The organism is Candidatus Tisiphia endosymbiont of Empis tessellata (assembly GCF_964031035.1).
Lineage (GTDB): Bacteria > Pseudomonadota > Alphaproteobacteria > Rickettsiales > Rickettsiaceae > Tisiphia.
This window is the reverse complement of sequence record NZ_OZ034997.1, coordinates 140,793-156,639: the sequence shown is the minus strand read 5'-3', so window position 1 is coordinate 156,639 and position 15,847 is coordinate 140,793. Positions and strand designations below refer to the sequence as shown.

15 protein-coding genes, 1 tRNA gene and 2 pseudogenes are annotated in these 15,847 nt (G+C 32.6%); 8 read left to right on the top strand and 10 right to left on the bottom strand.

Annotated elements, in window-relative coordinates; translation table 11 throughout:
• Nucleotides 1-125: 125 nt before the first annotated feature.
• A pseudogene (locus AAHM86_RS00845) lies at nucleotides 126-681 on the top strand (HD domain-containing protein); the annotation flags it as partial.
• Nucleotides 682-856: 175 nt separating this feature from the next.
• Here the strand turns inward: AAHM86_RS00845 and AAHM86_RS00840 are convergent.
• From AAHM86_RS00840 to AAHM86_RS00830, 3 genes and pseudogenes are all read right to left on the bottom strand, one after another.
• Nucleotides 857-2,053 (bottom strand): IS3 family transposase, encoded by a 1,197-nt coding sequence (locus AAHM86_RS00840; protein ID WP_342267939.1) that lies wholly within the window; start codon nucleotides 2,051-2,053, stop codon nucleotides 857-859.
• Between the two features lie 36 nt (nucleotides 2,054-2,089).
• Nucleotides 2,090-2,473, bottom strand: a complete 384-nt coding sequence (locus AAHM86_RS00835; protein ID WP_342267938.1) for a proline/betaine transporter — start codon at nucleotides 2,471-2,473, stop codon at nucleotides 2,090-2,092.
• Nucleotides 2,474-2,563: 90 nt separating this feature from the next.
• A pseudogene (locus AAHM86_RS00830) lies at nucleotides 2,564-3,388 on the bottom strand (MFS transporter).
• A gap of 335 nt (nucleotides 3,389-3,723) precedes the next feature.
• Here AAHM86_RS00830 and AAHM86_RS00825 point away from each other — a divergent pair.
• The 5 genes from AAHM86_RS00825 (at nucleotide 3,724) to AAHM86_RS00805 (ending at nucleotide 8,677) form a co-directional block, all read left to right on the top strand.
• On the top strand, nucleotides 3,724-5,082 hold the full coding sequence (locus AAHM86_RS00825; RefSeq protein WP_342267937.1) for a hypothetical protein: 1,359 nt from the start codon (nucleotides 3,724-3,726) through the stop codon (nucleotides 5,080-5,082).
• A 55-nt stretch (nucleotides 5,083-5,137) separates the two neighbouring features.
• Nucleotides 5,138-5,839: a hypothetical protein gene (locus AAHM86_RS00820; protein WP_342267936.1), complete on the top strand. Its 702-nt coding sequence runs from the start codon at nucleotides 5,138-5,140 to the stop codon at nucleotides 5,837-5,839.
• A 96-nt stretch (nucleotides 5,840-5,935) separates the two neighbouring features.
• A complete protein-coding gene (locus tag AAHM86_RS00815; protein ID WP_342267935.1) occupies nucleotides 5,936-7,297 on the top strand; it encodes an MFS transporter in 1,362 nt (453 codons plus the stop codon).
• Nucleotides 7,298-7,424: 127 nt separating this feature from the next.
• A complete protein-coding gene (locus AAHM86_RS00810; protein WP_342267934.1) occupies nucleotides 7,425-7,835 on the top strand; it encodes an MFS transporter in 411 nt (136 codons plus the stop codon).
• Nucleotides 7,817-8,677 carry an MFS transporter gene (locus AAHM86_RS00805; RefSeq protein WP_342268328.1) on the top strand — a complete coding sequence of 287 codons (861 nt, stop codon included), beginning with the start codon at nucleotides 7,817-7,819 and terminating at the stop codon, nucleotides 8,675-8,677. Before AAHM86_RS00810 ends, AAHM86_RS00805 begins: the two co-directional genes overlap by 19 nt.
• Here the strand turns inward: AAHM86_RS00805 and AAHM86_RS00800 are convergent.
• Together AAHM86_RS00800 and AAHM86_RS00795 are read right to left on the bottom strand one after the other, a co-directional pair.
• A complete protein-coding gene (locus AAHM86_RS00800; protein ID WP_342267933.1) occupies nucleotides 8,592-9,332 on the bottom strand; it encodes an HD domain-containing protein in 741 nt (246 codons plus the stop codon). The two genes, AAHM86_RS00805 and AAHM86_RS00800, sit on opposite strands and share 86 nt — an antisense overlap.
• A 249-nt stretch (nucleotides 9,333-9,581) precedes the next feature.
• On the bottom strand, nucleotides 9,582-10,139 hold the full coding sequence (locus AAHM86_RS00795) for an IS110 family transposase (protein ID WP_342267932.1): 558 nt from the start codon (nucleotides 10,137-10,139) through the stop codon (nucleotides 9,582-9,584).
• Nucleotides 10,140-10,517: 378 nt separating this feature from the next.
• Here AAHM86_RS00795 and AAHM86_RS07120 point away from each other — a divergent pair, with 378 nt between their 5' ends.
• Both AAHM86_RS07120 and AAHM86_RS00790 read left to right on the top strand, forming a co-directional pair.
• A complete protein-coding gene (locus AAHM86_RS07120) occupies nucleotides 10,518-10,835 on the top strand; it encodes a transposase (protein WP_410521564.1) in 318 nt (105 codons plus the stop codon).
• 147 nt (nucleotides 10,836-10,982) lie between these two features.
• Nucleotides 10,983-11,072 (top strand) — tRNA-Ser (locus AAHM86_RS00790).
• A gap of 397 nt (nucleotides 11,073-11,469) precedes the next feature.
• On the opposite strand, the gene AAHM86_RS00785 is transcribed toward AAHM86_RS00790, so the two are convergent.
• From AAHM86_RS00785 to AAHM86_RS00760, 5 genes are all read right to left on the bottom strand, one after another.
• A complete protein-coding gene (locus AAHM86_RS00785; RefSeq protein ID WP_342267931.1) occupies nucleotides 11,470-12,549 on the bottom strand; it encodes a recombinase family protein in 1,080 nt (359 codons plus the stop codon).
• 697 nt (nucleotides 12,550-13,246) lie between these two features.
• Nucleotides 13,247-13,465: a nucleotidyltransferase domain-containing protein gene (locus AAHM86_RS00775; protein WP_342267930.1), complete on the bottom strand. Its 219-nt coding sequence runs from the start codon at nucleotides 13,463-13,465 to the stop codon at nucleotides 13,247-13,249.
• Between the two features lie 231 nt (nucleotides 13,466-13,696).
• Nucleotides 13,697-14,509 carry a hypothetical protein gene (locus tag AAHM86_RS00770; RefSeq protein WP_342267929.1) on the bottom strand — a complete coding sequence of 271 codons (813 nt, stop codon included), beginning with the start codon at nucleotides 14,507-14,509 and terminating at the stop codon, nucleotides 13,697-13,699.
• 274 nt (nucleotides 14,510-14,783) lie between these two features.
• Nucleotides 14,784-15,293, bottom strand: coding sequence for a MobA/MobL family protein (locus AAHM86_RS00765; RefSeq protein ID WP_342267928.1), 510 nt, complete (start codon nucleotides 15,291-15,293; stop codon nucleotides 14,784-14,786).
• Nucleotides 15,256-15,417 (bottom strand): MobA/MobL family protein, encoded by a 162-nt coding sequence (locus AAHM86_RS00760; protein WP_342267927.1) that lies wholly within the window; start codon nucleotides 15,415-15,417, stop codon nucleotides 15,256-15,258. Before AAHM86_RS00760 ends, AAHM86_RS00765 begins: the two co-directional genes overlap by 38 nt.
• Nucleotides 15,418-15,847: the final 430 nt, after the last annotated feature.

Genomic DNA, 15,847 nt, shown 5'->3' with positions numbered 1-15,847 from the left:
TGCTTTAAATAGTCAAAATTTTAGTTTATTATAACTTTATAATTAGAATATCATGGTTTCTTATGGAAGATGTTAATAACTATTGGGATAATTCAAAATACTAGTATTGTGCATATGCTGAGAGGTTGCTTAAGGAGTTAATTTTGCTAAATGAAAAAGTAAAGCAACCAATAAACATGTATGAAGTCAAAAAAGGCATCTACTACGCTAAAAAATATCATGGCAGCCAAAATGAGACAGTCCGGCGAGCCGTATTATTCACATCCGATTGAAGTGGCGTATATGGTAGCCCAGTACACAGCCCTAGAAATTCCACGATTGTTTAGAACTTACATGATTGTGACTGCATTGCTACACGACACCATTGAGGATACACAACTGACCGAAAAGATGATTGCTTACATCTTTGGCAGTCAAGTGGCTAGTCAAGTAGAAGACCTGACCAGGGTCAAGCCTCATGGCAAGATTAGCTCGGCAGAAACACTATATTTATTAATTCAGCAAAAAAAACATGATGTAGCACTGATTAAACTTTTTGATCGGATTCATAATTTAGAAACTCTAGGAGCTAAATCGCTGGAAAAAGCTAAAAAGATAGTAGAAGAAACTGTAATACATTTTTTAACTTTATCTATGCATTTAAAAATACCAACAGTAACAAAACGAATTATTACATTATGTTGTCAACATTTATCTATACCTCTACATGAGGCTTTTGTGGATAATTCCCAACCTTTTTCTCCAACTTTTCAAAATGAAATAGTCCGAATGCAAAACCTATGCAAACTGGAACAAGATACTGGACTGAAAAATCAAGACAAAAAAATAATAATGTTGTTTCCCATTTTTGCATTTTTCAAGCTGCAATTTGTTCATAATTTTGTATAGAATTTAGATAGATATTCATAGGCTTTTTGTAACCAATACTTGAATGGAATCTTCTATAATTATAGTGATTGATGTAATCATCAATACCACTCTTTAGCTCTTTAACATCTTTAAAATCATTAATAAATATACAATTATATTTTAAAGTTCGGAAAAATCTCTCCATAATTATATTATCAATACTTCTTCCTTTACTATTCATCGAAACTTTAATGTTATGCTCTTGTAAAATTTCAATGTGTTCATGACTAGTATATTGACTGCCCTGATCACTATTAAATATCTGCGGTGCAGGATATTTGTTAAGTGCATCATGCAATACTTCAGTTACCAAACTTACATCCATACTATTTGACAATTTATAACTCAACACAGCTCTACTATGCCAATCTATAATTGCCGCCATGTACATAAATCCCGAATTAGTTCTAACATAAGTGATATCTCCGCTCCAAACCTCGTTAGCGTTAGGTACATCTACAGTTTTACTTGTACCTAGATTAGACCAATATTTATCAAGCAAATAACTATAAATTTTATGCTGTTTATCTTTTCCAGATGTTAACTTTTTCCTCTTTGGATAAATAGCCTCTATGCCAATCATGTTCATATATTTTAGAACCCGATCCTTACCAATAACCAAGCCATCTTCTAATAATTGTCTATGGATATAACGATAACCAAATTCAGGATTATCAGTATATATTTCATCTATTTTATTTAAAATATTTAAGTTATACCCACTAAATGGTTTTGCTTTATAGTACATTGAAGAACGATTAATCTTTAATAATTCATATTGCCTTGTCTTTGGTAACATTGCTAGCTTGGAATCGACAAGTTCTTTTCTATTTGATAAGTCCAAGCTTTGTAGCTTTCCCACAGCCCAATCTCTCTCTACTATTGTTTTTTCAAGAGTTTTCGCTAATTCATCATTTTGTTCTTTCAGCATATTAATTTGTTCCTGATATTTACTTACCAGTTTTGCTGGTTCAAAAGCCAATGCTGCATTTGATATAAATTGTTTTTTCCAATTACTAATTGTCTTGGAGTTTATCTCATATTTTGATGCTATCACTGATAATGGACTCTCTTCTTTCAGCACTTCTAATACTATCCTAGTTTTTTCTTCAGCACTAAAAACTCTTACTTTTTCTTTTGTCATTTTTTCTCCTAATTTTTTCTTATTATTTTATCTTAATTAGGAAACTTTTAACTCTATTTTTTTGTCCATTTTCTTCAGTCCATTATACAATATAATAATTATCCCCCAATGATGCCAATATTCAGTTAAGTAAACAACTGAAAAAGAGGTAACTACATACATTAAGGCACGAGATATGGCAAATGTAAGACTAGCACAGCTAAACCGTTTAAAGACAGGAAAATGTTTATAATAGATTGCCACTGCTATGCCAGGAGGTAAACATAACTCAATTAATAATTGCATTAAAAATACATCAAATGAGTTATTAATATTATTTAATAAATAAGGACAAAGTAAAACAAATACACCAAATATTAATAACAAGGTTTTTACAATTTTTAACGGATATATTCTATAACTTAAATATGTTAATACCAAAGTGCCTAAGAAACCAAATATTGAAACAATAAAATTTTGATAAATGACTTGTTCAGCACTATAGCCACAAGAAGTTTGTAAAATATTCCCTCAATAAATATAAGTAAAATAAAAACATACGGGTCCCATACATTCCATTAAGAACAACGCTAAAATTGTTGTTTTATTAGCTCTTTCCTGCCATATTGGATTATTTTCTAGTTTCTTGAGATATATGCTACCAACATTTGAAGGCTGCTCAAAAGTTTTTTTTAGTTGACGCTTGGCGTCAGCAAATTCCGGCGTTTCTCTAAGACTCCTTCGAGCTGCTGTGCCGATCAGTGCTACGCCTGCTCCCATCCAAAATGCTATACGCCAATTAAATCCATAGGAGGTCACTAAAGATACTATGCCTAAAGCAGCGACTGCTTCTAAAGTACTAAAAACCGCAACTGACGAAACAGCTGGATATTGGATTGGTGGATTTATAGATTCAGTTAAATAAAGCTGTGCTCCTACTACCTCTCCCATAGAAGATATTCCTTGGAGTATACGGCATATGGTGATCAACCAAGAGGCTGTAATGCCTATTTGGGCATAAGTATAGGTAGATTAGCCATGGACAACAAGACATGAGGCAGCCATCATAAGAGTTGTGATGATCACTGTTGACTTACGTCCTATATTATCGCCTAACCAACCAAATATTACTGCCCCAACAGGTCGGAAAACATAAGTGGAACAAAAAGCTGTAGCTGAATAAAGAGCGGTAGTATGAGGGTCAGATTTTGGAAAAAACAACTCATTTAACAGTACAGCCATATGGACATAAAGCATCAGATCAAAATATTCTAAAAAAGTCCCAATCGATAATAAGCCAATAGCTGATTTTTGCTCTTTAGTTAGGCTTCTTTGTTCCTGCTGATATCCTATCATTGTATTCACCTTAATATATTTATTAATACTAATGGATATTGATGATTTGGTTGAACGATAGCAAGAAAAAATAATATAGAAAATTGAAATAATAAATCTTGGTTGTAACAATATCACAATTCTATAAACAAATTAGAAGGGGGAAAAGAGAGATTGGTAAAAATATAGGCTTAAGATCAAAGAATGTTAAATATCAGAACTAATATAGTTATGTAAGTAGAATATTGGATATTGTTTATATTATAAAAAATAATTAATTTTTATTAAAAATAAGTTGACTAATATTTTAGAATTGATTCTAATTAAATTATGGCAACGTAAATCAACCTACTAATATGGCAAAATATAAAATGGCTGATGATTTTGATGATGGGAATATGGGTAAGGAAGACTCTGCTTATGTTGCTCAGTTTGAAAATGTTATTAATGATATCAAATCTCAGCTACATACTACTAACCCAGCTGAGCTAGCGAGGCTCAATAGTGCTATAAGTAGTTTGTTAGCTAGTAATCTTCCAGCAAAAATACTAAAAAGTTTGGAAGCTTTACAAGCTGCTGTTGTCAAAGAAGAGCAACGTGCTGAACAAAATATTACTTACAGGCAAGAAGAGGAAGCTAGAGCAGCCGCAACTAAGTTGCAAGACCAAATAGACTTTTTAGAAATGGAAGCTGAAAAGTTAGAAGCTGAGCGGTTATTAGCACAGTTTAATCAAGAAGGCTCTAGGTTAGAAAAACAACATGCAGAATTTAAAGTAGAAATAGCTAAGCGTATAGAGGAAACTAAGGAAGAAACTAGAAAACACAATGAGTTGTTTGATTATATTAGTGATGAAAATCTGAAAGGTAAAGATATTGATGAAAGTAAATTAAGACCTTTCATCAAAAATGAAGAACAAATAGAGAGAGATAGAAAATTATATAGACATCAGAAAGCAGCACATAAACATTACGATGGATTATGTGCTTATGATGCAAAATTAAAAACAGAGAAAGAAGAATTAAAAGATGCTGTTAAAAAAGAACAGCAAAAACCAAAAGAACTACAATCATCAATTTTGCTTGAAACAGCAAAGCAAAGAATAAAACATAAGGACGAGAGAAGGGAAGAACTTAAACCTGCTATAGCAAAAGCTAAAGCAGAGATGGATGATACTGATAAGCAAATTTGGACTTTGGAGCAGGAAAAAGGTGATAAACCTTATAAAAAATTAGCTGATAAGTATAAACATACAGATACTGAAAAATATCAAATATTGACTGAATTTGATAGTTTGATAAAAAACCAAGAAAATGCTATTAAAAATGATGAGCCGGTCGCAGATATTGGGCAGCGTGATGCCTTTTTAAACGACGGTAATCTCCCACAAGAAAATAAATTACCTAAAAATATTGCAGATATTGAAGAGCGTAATGCCTTTTTAAACGACGCTAGCTTTCCGCAAGAAGATAAACTACCTAAAAATGTTAAACATCAGCAAGCTCCTGCACGAATTTCTCCTAATGATGTAAATATTCCTCAAAATCTAGAACAAGATAAATTGCAGAAAGAAGCTAAAGATATTGTGAATATAGCAAATAAAAAATTCCTCTCTCTAAAAGTAACTCTTGCTAAACCGCCAGAAAAGGTTACTAATTCTACTTGTATAAATAATACCAATAATCTAAAGAAAGACCCTAAAGGACATACTAGGTAACTAAATATGCAACTAATTGTATATGTTTAATAATAAATAAAAAAATAGGTAATATATGGCAAAAAAATTTGATGATAGTGATGATAAGAAATTAGCACAATTCCGCCAAGAAGGAATGCGACTAGAAAAACAACATAATGAATTAGTTGGTACTCACCGTTATATAGACTCAGAAACAGGGTTGTTGAGAACAGCTAATAATTTGTATGATTATGCTTTAACCCAAATGGGCAGAGCAAAGACTATACAAAAGGAGTGTGGATTACCAAAAGTTGAGAAACTTTATAAAATAATAAGTGGTAACCTACACGAGGCTTTATTATTTGGTAAGGCAGAAGCTGCTGCTGCTCTTGCTTATCTTTATCGGGAAGGGCTAGGAGTAGAAAAGAGTGAATATAAAGATAAGTTAATTGTGGCTGTAGGGGCTAAGTTAGGTGATCCTACTTGTTTAAACATATTTAAGAAGGATGCTACACGAGTCTATACCGATGTTTTTTCAGAAGCAGGGCAATGGGTTAATGCTATTAAGACAATCACCACAAAATATCCTAACAAGGATGCAGAAATTTCTGTGTCTGCTGCAGTTTGGGCTGATACACAATTAGAATCGCATTGTCCACAATTTCACTCATATCAGGGAGCATCTTCTTCCCATCTTAATGCTTCGTACGAAACTTGCTCTGATACGTCTGACTCGGAAGCAGATATTGCACTAGCTGGAAGTACTAAGCTTCATGTTTGTTGTGAAATTATGTAGTATCAATTCCATACCCCTATGCCAATTGGTATAGGGGTTTTTTAACACAATTATATACAACTCTAGACAATATAACTTAAGGGTTTAAACACTAATATGAGCAAATTTGTACAAGCAGATGGCAGGGTTATCTATCCCCAAACTCATCTCACTAAAGAACAAAAACAAGCTGTCGGGTTGCTGTCGATCGGGACATTCCTAGAATATTTTGATCTGCTGCTATATGTCCATATGGCAGGGGTTCTTAATGAGTTATTTTTTGAACCATCTGATCCTCAGACAACCGCTTTAATGATGTCTTTTGCTTTTTGTTCCACTTATGTTTTCCGACCTGTTGGGGCAGTAATATTTGGTTGGTTAGGCGATAATATAGGACGTAAGTCAACAGTGATCATCACAACTCTTATGATGGCTGCCTCATGTCTTGTCATGGCTAATCTACCTACTTATGCTCAGATAGGAGTAACAGCTACTTGGATAGTAACCATCTGTCGTATCATACAAGGTATATCTTCTATGGGAGAGGTGACAGGGGCAGAACTTTATTTAACGGAAACGCTTAAGCCACCAATCCAATATGCAACTGTGGGATCATTAGGAGCTTTTGCTGCCTTAGGGGGCATAGGTGCTTTAGGGATTGCGTCACTTGTAACTTCGCTTGGTTTTAACTGGCGTGCAGCATTTTGGCTAGGTGCAATAGTGGCATTAATTGGTTCTATTGCTAGAACAACATTACGAGAAACGCCTGAATTTGCTGATGCTAAACGTCGAATAAAAACGATATTTGCACGAACTAATACAGATAGCAATACTTTAGAAAAAAATCCTATTTGGAAAGAAAAGGTTAATAAAAAAACAGTACTAGCTTTCTTTTTTTTACAATGTTTTGGACCGATAAGTTTTTATTTTATTTATGTACATTGTGGTAATATTTTAAAAACTAGCTTTGGTTATACAACGGTTGAGGTTATTCATCATAATTTTATTGTCTGTATAATGGAGTTCATAACCATATTAACATTGTGTTATTTAAGTTTAAAAATATATCCATTATTAACAATGAAAATTATATTGATCATATCTTTTATTTTTATGATATTTTGTCCGTATTTATTGAATAATGTTAATGCTCCTTATCAATTATTTTTGATGCAATTTGTTATACTTTTATGTGAATGCTTAGCTCCTGTTCTTCCCGTTTGTTATGAAAGTTTCCCGGTATTTAAACGTTTTACCTGTGCTAGCATTACATTTGCTGTATCTAGAGCCTTAATGTTTGTTATTACCTCTTTTGGTTTTGTCTATTTTACTGACCATTTTGGCAATTGGGGATTATGGTTTATTATGATTCCTGCAATTATAGCTTCCGCATACGGGCTATTGCATTTTGAAAAGTTGGAGAAGAAGAGAGAAAATTATTTTCAACCAAAAATTGATCTGGCAGCAAAGGTTAGGTAATAATAGGTAAATATTGATAACATAAAGTAAAGGTTTAAACACTAATATGAGCAAATTTGTACGAGCAGATGGCAGGGTTATCCATCCCTAAACTCATCTCACTAAAGAACAAAAACAAGCCATCGGGTTGCTGTCAATAGGAACATTCTTAGAGTATTTTGATCTGATGCTTTATGTTCATATGGCTGTATTGTTGAATGAGCTGTTTTTTCCTAAAACTGATCCTGATATGGCAGCGTTTGTATCTGCTGCTGCTTTTTGTTCTACCTATCTATTTAGACCTCTTGGTGCTTTTATTTTTGGTTGGCTGGGCGATCATATAGGGCGAAAATCTACGGTTATCATCACCACCGTGTTAATGTCACTCTCTTGTGTAATTATGGCTAGTATACCAACTTATGAAGAAATTGGGATTAGGGCTGTTTGGATAGTTACAGCATGTAGAATATTGCAGGGTATTAGCTCAATGGGAGAGAAAGTAGGAGCTAGTATTTATGTTACTGAGATAACAAACCACCGATACAATATCCAGCTGTAACCTTAATTGGGTGTTTATATGCTGCAGGAGGAACTTTTGCTTTAGCTATTGCGTCATTGGTTACTTCACAAGGTTTTAATTGGCGTGTGGCATTTTGGATCGGTTCTGGTATAGCAATGATTGGCGTTCTTGCAAGAACAGCTCTTCGAGAAACCCCGGAATTTGCGGATGCCAAACGTCAAATAAAATATATTTTAGAAAAAAATAAATTAGATGGTTCTTTAAAAACTAATACTCTTGCACAAGAAAGAGTTAACATACGAACTGCTCTTGCTAATTTTTTTACACTATGTGGATGTGGATGGCCAATATGTTTTTATTTTTCTTATATACATTGTGGTAATATTTTAAAAAATTCTTTTCACTATAGTGCTGAACAAGTTATTCATCAAAATTTTATTGTTTCCATAATCGGATTAATTTGCTACTTTATATTAGTGTATTTAAGTTACATAATATATCCATTAATAATTCTTAGAGTTAAATTAATAATATTCTCTATAGCAATATTAATATCTCCTTATTTATTAAATAATATTACAAGCCCTTTCGTGCTACTATTAATTCAATTGATACCTATAGTATTTGGACCTTCTCAAACACCAGCGATGGCAATATTTTTTAAACATTTTCCAGTCTTTAAACGCTTTACTTACGCCAACGTAACCTATGCTATAGCACATACTTCTATGTATATTATTACATCTTTTGGCACTGTGTATCTTGTAAAGACTTTTGGTAATTATGGGTTATTAGTTATAATGATACCATTAATTGTAGGGTACACTTTTGGTCTGCATCATTTTGAAAAATTGGAAAAAGAGGCTGGAAATTATCCATAGACAACAACGAATATAAATCCAAAGTTGAAGGGTATGTAACTGTCGAGTATTTAGAACATAATTCCATAAGTTGATATTTTATTTCTGACAATCCTAAATATGTAGAGAGAACTAAAAATTCTTGTATGGTTTCCTCAATAATCTTCCTAGCTTTCTCAGGTGATTTAACTCCTAGAGTTTGCAAGTTATGAACTCGGTCAAATAATTTAATCAATGCCACATCATATTTTTCTTGTTGAAGTAATATATCTAATGTTTCTGCCGAGCTAATCTTCCCGTGTGGCTTGTTCCTGCTTAAGTCTTCTACTTGACTAGCAACCTGCTCCCCAAAGATATAGGCAATCATTTTTTCGGTAAGTGTAGTGTCTTCGATGGTGTCGTGTAATATGCTGGTAACAATAATGTCAGTGCGGAAAAGATAATCAGAAATCATATAAGCCACCTCTATTGGGTAAGAGTAATAAGGCTCGCCTGACTGCCGCATTTGGCTGCCATGATATTTCTTGGCATAATAAATAGCCTTTATAACCTCATCAATATCTATTGGTCGGTTTATTTCCTCATTCATCTTACGTAATTTGTCCAGTAACCTAGTAGCATATTGACAAGGTGCATACTTTGAGTTGTCCCAATAATTGATTTCTTCTTCTTCCATAAAAAAACCATACTCTATATTTTAAATATATAAGTTAAACTAAAAATTAGAATATTACTAGGAATTTATTATATTTTTTTGAAAAAGATGAATATTTTTGCATTTTGTTGTTGTATAAATAGACAGCTACTTCCTTTATATTCACATATCCTACAAATCGTTGTGTAAACCGTAAATGACTAGACAAATATTATCAGCTTTTTAGGATAAACAAAAAAAATGTAGAAAATATTTTGAAAAATAATAATATTATGCTATTAAGTCATCTATTTCTTTAGTAATAGATGCAATTTGTTCTTCTAGTACTTCGATTATTTTAACACAACTAGACTTAATTAAATCAGCTCTCGGGGACTGAAACCTATTTTTTTCTGCAATCAACATTTGTTTAAGATCGTTCCTACGTCCTACTAATTCATACAAGTTTAAAGCTTGCTTAGATTGTACTTTAAATAGCTCTAATCTTTCTGATCGTTCAAAACCATAAAGTGCCAAAGCTTTAGCGTCAAGATTGTCAGTTTTAGCTGCATTACCAAAAGACCTAATAAAGTTTTTAACTTTGCGAGTATTGGCTCTATGTACAGCAAAACCCTGATTGCAAAGCGTTAGTAATAGTTCCATTTCATATCCACCAGTAGTTTCTAAAACACATAATCCAGAACTAATCTCTTTTTTGTAATCCTTGATAAAATCAGCTATTCCATTAGAGTTGTTATTATATTCTTTAGTTTCTTTTTTTCCATGAATAGCAACAACAAAATTGAATTTTCCTATATCAAGACCGATAAAATTATTATATAATAGCATAATACCTCGAAGACTTTTAATGTTTACGATTGTAAGCGGGAGTGCAAAGGCATCCCCATCAACTATTCAAACGTCTCGGGGATTTGGGCTAGAGTACTAGAATCCATACGATCTTAAGACCAATTGCTTTACGGTCGCTCACGCCTGCACAGCGATAGTCATTAATAATATAAATGACTATTGCTGTAATACCCTCTTATAAGTCAATATAAATCATTATTTACATTGACTTTAATATCTATTATATCATACTTTTTACTTACAATTGCTTACTTGTTAGTAATATTGAACTAACACAAAAAATAGATAATATGCAAACCATTCTAGGTATAGGTAAACTTACAGCTGTTGCTATATTGGCAGAATCTCCAGATTTAGATTTCTTTTAATAGTGCTAGGGAGTTTGCTGCTTATGCAGGACTTACAGCTAAACATAGAGTATCTGGTACATCAGTTAAGGGGAAAAGTGCTATATCAAAGATTGGTTCAGCTAAACTACGTAAAGCACTATACTTTCCTGCTATAGTATCTAAAAATTATAACCCTATATTTAAACAATTTACCCAAAAGCTATCTAGTAAGGGTAAACCTACTAAGGCTATTATTGTTGCTATTATGCGTAAATTATTACATATTGTCTTTGGAGTAATTAAAAATAATTCTATCTTTAATCCTATTTTAATCCTTGACTCTTAAGACAGTATCAGAACCCTAGTATACACTATGTGCATCAACTATTGATTGTGACTTTTAAATTACCCTATTGAACTTATATAAAATAATTATAGAAATATAAACGATTCAATGCTATAAGTGACTCATAATATAATCATGTTATGATTTGGAGAGGTGGTCGAGAGGCTGAAGGCGACGGTTTGCTAAACCGTTATACGGGTAACCGTATCGAGGGTTCGAATCCCTCTCTCTCCGCCATTCGGTACAAGTTGTCGTTTTTTCAAAAATATCGAACGGGAAACGTAGAGAGGTCTCAAGTTTTTTGCCCCTCAGTTTGAGGTTCTGAAATACGAAATTTATCATTTTGCGTTTTTGGGGCATTTCAGAACCTTTGAAGGTTTCATAGGCTTCAGAAGCTAGAGTTATTAGCATTGTAGCCGTATCAGTAAATTTATCGTCTGCTTCCTCATAAACTTTAAGTAAACGAGCAATTTCATATTGACGATCTTTTAATTGTTGTTTCTTTGCTTGGAATTCTTCTTTGCTTAGTTCGCTGCTTAATCTTAAATCAATTAATAAATTTAGTTTATTTTCATTTTCTGTATGTTCTTTCTTTAAAGCAGCCGTCGCTTGCCCATGCTCATCTTTTTTTAGCTCATTTGTATTTTTTAAATAGGCAAGGGTCTCTTATACCTATTCTTTTAAAAACCTCTTCTATTTGCTTTAAAACCTCATCTTCCCTTATATATATTTTCTTGTCTAGGTTATGTGTATCCCAAGTAGCTAAATATGTCCATTCATCCACTTTACCGTTTGGATATGTTTTACTATGAATTTCAGATGTTACCATTTTGCCAGTTACTGCACAGCTGATTAATCCTCTAAAGAGGAAATCTTTCCCACCATATTTGAATGGCTTCTTCTTCCAACCTAAACGTACATCTTTACATGCCATAAAAATCTCTCTTGTTATAATAGGTTGATAACCATGTGACCACATCTCTCCTTTTACTCTCATCTCACCGTAATAAAATGGTTGTTGTATTAAACGATGTATAACTGTTTTATTTAGGTGACAATTCTTTTTACTTATTAAGCCTAATTCTTTAGCCATGTTTACCATAGACCTAAGAGTATACATTCCTGTTGCATATTCTTCAAAGAGTTTTTTTATGATAGGACCTCTTAAAGGATCGAGAATTACTATACTGTTTCCTCTTTCATCTCGACTATTTAGGTAACCAAGAGGGGCTGGTCCTATCCACTCTCCTTTACGCAATTTATGATCTAGGCTTCTTTTAACGTTATCACTTAAACTATCAACGTAAGATTGTGCCATCAATACGTTCATTCCCCACATTAGCTTTGCATGAGACTGAGAATCTTTATCTATTATGTAACCTTCTGTTCTAAAATGTAATTCTATCTTACCAGCTTTTATTGGTTCTTCTAGTAATGAAATTTCTGAGATTCTTCTTTGTACTCGATCTACTTTATCAGCAACTATAGCAATTGTTTCTCTATGGCTTTTAGCAAATTTGATCATCTCTTTAAATTGTTTGCGATCACCTCTGCTGGAAGATTCAATAATTTCAAAAGTTTCGATAACTTCAAGATTTTTACGTTGGCAATATTCTACTAATCTATATTTTTGAGCTTCAATTGAATACCCTTCTTCTTGCTCCCTTGTTGAAACACGAACTAAAATTATAGCTTTTTGTGCTGAGTCTGTCATATTTTTTCCTTTGATAATAGTAATAATAAATTAGAGTTTAAATTAATAAGTATTATGCATTCAGAGATAGATCAAATACTGGACAAGTCAAGTTGAGTTTGCATTAAATTATCCAAGTAACCCCAGTATTAGAGCCAAGTGTCACATTTTTTTAGCATTAATAATTTTTAGTTATTAGACTTCTTTCGAAACTCTACTTCTGCTGGTGATTTGTACGTCGATGCGGTACTCGAATCCGTAACGGAATTATAGTACGCTGCGGTTTGAGGTGAAGCGTCTCCTTCAAATCCCTCAGCACAAGCGAGTTTCGAAAGAGGTCTATTGTAAAAATAATTGTTTTAACTCGTAGCAAGAGTAACTTTATGAAGTGGTTTATCATAGATACCCCTATTTAGCTATTTTAAGGCTATTACACGGCTTTTTAGTATCATTATGGTAAAATCCCCCCTCCCTAGTTTGAATTATTATGCTCTAAGTCTAAATATGGGCTTTTTTTATATAGGTTTGCTTTAAAATAATAGATAAGTTAAAAACTTAACCGAATGCCACTGTTTACATCGATCACCTGATTGATATTCTGTATCAGATATGATACAATTGAGTCATAACAAATAAGTTGTAGTGATCTTATGGCAGCTAAACGATTATTAGTGTCTTTAGCAGATGAAAGGATAGGTAATACTAGGAAATGGATTAGTCATATGGATGTCATGACTAACATAATATCGAGATCACTTTGATAACTGTAGGTAATGTGACCTTTTTTATACTCATCTTGTACCCAATCTCCTCTAGCGTAAGAGCCAAATAAAATAATCATCGCAATCTTGTGCTTTGATACAGCGAGAATTTCTTTGACGATATTATCAAGTCTTTCTTGAATTATCAAGGAGCGTTCAGGTAAAACAGTTTTCATATATTTGTAATGCAGCTATCTATAATGTAGATTACTACAATCGGCATAGATATTGCAAAAAGAATTTTGCAAATTCACCTATATACAAGAAATCTTTTCTATAATATTTAAGATTTCATTTGAGTACCGTGATATTGTTACAAGCAAAACATGATCTTTTTTGGTGTAATAGATACCTTTTTAACCACATCAATATATTTACTATTTTAAAAAAGATGAATATTTTTAAAATTATACCCCCAGTTTTTTGTTGTGGCTTTCTAGAGTCTCAATTAATAGCTCTTCTACTTGGTAACTAATATTTTCATTGTCAAAATCTGTGAAATCTATTATTATCTTGCTTGTAATTTTATTATTAGACTCTAGAAGTCCCACCAGTGTTATTGTTCCATTGTCAGTAATATTGTTATAGCTGAGGTTTATTTGGCTGATGGTTCTGTTAGTTTCCAAAGCTTTAACAAGCTGGACAATCCCAACATCACCAATATCATTATTACTAAGAGATATTTTCTTTATAGTGTTATTATTTTTTAGAAATCTTGCTAGTATGATTGCTCCTTTATCAGTAATATTATTGCTATCAATATCCACTTGCTTTATAATTTCATTATTTGTTAGAACTCCTGCCAGTATATCCGCTCCCTCATCACCAATATCATTGCCTCTAAGACTTATTTGCTTTATGGTTTTATCATTTTCTAGAAATTCAGCTAGTATGATTAGCCCCTGAACACCTATATTATTATATTCAATATCTATATTAATCAAACTATGATTATTCTCTAACAGTTCGATAAGCAGACTTAGTTCCTCAAATCCAATATCGTTATCGCAAAGACGTATTGCAGTTATAAGCTTATTATGTTCTAACACTTTACCAAGTATTTCAATTCCTTCTAAACCTATACGAACTTCGATAAATTCTATATAAGTTATATTATTGCTCTGCAAAACTTCTCTAAGTATTTGTGCCGCAATGTTAGTGATATTATTTATTTTTTCATTTGTTAAATTATTTTGTTGATCTTTAACATTGGTAGTCATAAAATTAACCCCTATTGTTCGTTAGGAAAATAGACACTGAGGTTAGATTTAAAAATTTTCCGATCTTTGTTCTAACCTCTGTGCTTAACACCACACCACGTAGTATTATCTTCACACATATCTTTATTAATCCGAGAAGTACACCTTTTTGCTCACAATTAGTGATTTTTTATAAAATTTATTATTAATAGTGTTGAACTAGAGACAGTGACTAAAATTATTAAATTCTTCTACTACTAATTGTTTACTTATCTCTCTTAATTCTGGATTTGCTTTAATCTTTGCGGCATTTTCTTTTTTGCACATTTGTTAATTTTAGCTTCGAATCTTTTATATACCACGCTGTTCCTTCATGGATAGTCGGTATTAAATCAATTCCTCTTGCTTTATGCGATAAATGCGATACTTTAGCTAAATGACCATATTTTTCTAAATATTGGTTGATGAAATAGGCTACATTTTCCCGATAATAATATAAAAAATTTCTTCTTCCCCATTCACGTCCTTTCTCACCAAAAATTACTTCGCCATTTTCTAAACGTAGTAGTTTTCTAGTAGTCATCTGAATGTGGGCATGAGGATTATTTGGATTGTCATAATGAATGTTTATATCTGCTATCATGCCATGGCTAACTAGGCACTCAGAAGCAAAGTGTTCGGTAAGTTCAGTATTTTGTTGTTGAGTTAATTCTTTTGGTAGGGCTATGGTTAGCTTTCTAGCGGTTTCAGCATTTTCTCTTGTTTCACTACTTTTCTGCTCTGTTCCATAATTCTTGTCTATCATACACCCAACTAGAAGAACCCTCTGGGGCTAGAATTACGCTATGAACAAGTCCTTTCTTGCTGCTAAAATTATAGGTAACAGTACGTTTTTCTCCTGTTTTACGGTCAGTTGTAAAAAACTGCAATTTACTTCTTGAAATATAGCTACTTGCTGCAACTGCATTTTATCCTTTGCTTCTTCGTACTTCTGATTTATTACAGTGATATATTGCTATTACCGCTATAAGCTGTAAGTTTTGGGTAATAGCAATGACAAAAACTGAATCTTTGAGCACAGGCAAACTAGGTAAACCTAGTTTGCCCAAGTGCGGGTAGAGGGATTCCAAAAGCAAATGCTAAAACTTTGTGCGTAAATAAATCAGTTTATTTTTTGTGGTAAGGTTGATATAGGCAGCAAAAACTCCCTTCCTAGAATGGTCAGGGTGTAGGTGAGGGAATGGAAAAAAGACAGTAAAAAAGAAGAAGAATGGTATATTTGGTGTTAGAAAAATCACAATTGAAACAAAATAATAAAAATTAGTTATAGAAAATATATAAAAGTACTGTTATAATTTT

What these genes read in the sequence shown, in the direction of transcription:
- AAHM86_RS00820 (WP_342267936.1), top strand. Translation starts at nt 5,138, where the DNA reads ATGGCAAAAAAATTTGATGATAGTGATGATAAGAAATTAGCACAATTC.
- AAHM86_RS00765 (WP_342267928.1), bottom strand. Translation starts at nt 15,293, where the DNA reads ATGATAGACAAGAATTATGGAACAGAGCAGAAAAGTAGTGAAACAAGA.
- AAHM86_RS00785 (WP_342267931.1), bottom strand. Translation starts at nt 12,549, where the DNA reads ATGACAGACTCAGCACAAAAAGCTATAATTTTAGTTCGTGTTTCAACA.
- AAHM86_RS00800 (WP_342267933.1), bottom strand. Translation starts at nt 9,332, where the DNA reads ATGGAAGAAGAAGAAATCAATTATTGGGACAACTCAAAGTATGCACCT.
- AAHM86_RS00770 (WP_342267929.1), bottom strand. Translation starts at nt 14,509, where the DNA reads ATGACTACCAATGTTAAAGATCAACAAAATAATTTAACAAATGAAAAA.
- AAHM86_RS00840 (WP_342267939.1), bottom strand. Translation starts at nt 2,053, where the DNA reads ATGACAAAAGAAAAAGTAAGAGTTTTTAGTGCTGAAGAAAAAACTAGG.
- AAHM86_RS00825 (WP_342267937.1), top strand. Translation starts at nt 3,724, where the DNA reads ATGGCAAAATATAAAATGGCTGATGATTTTGATGATGGGAATATGGGT.
- AAHM86_RS00795 (WP_342267932.1), bottom strand. Translation starts at nt 10,139, where the DNA reads ATGCTATTATATAATAATTTTATCGGTCTTGATATAGGAAAATTCAAT.
- AAHM86_RS00815 (WP_342267935.1), top strand. Translation starts at nt 5,936, where the DNA reads ATGAGCAAATTTGTACAAGCAGATGGCAGGGTTATCTATCCCCAAACT.
- AAHM86_RS00775 (WP_342267930.1), bottom strand. Translation starts at nt 13,465, where the DNA reads ATGAAAACTGTTTTACCTGAACGCTCCTTGATAATTCAAGAAAGACTT.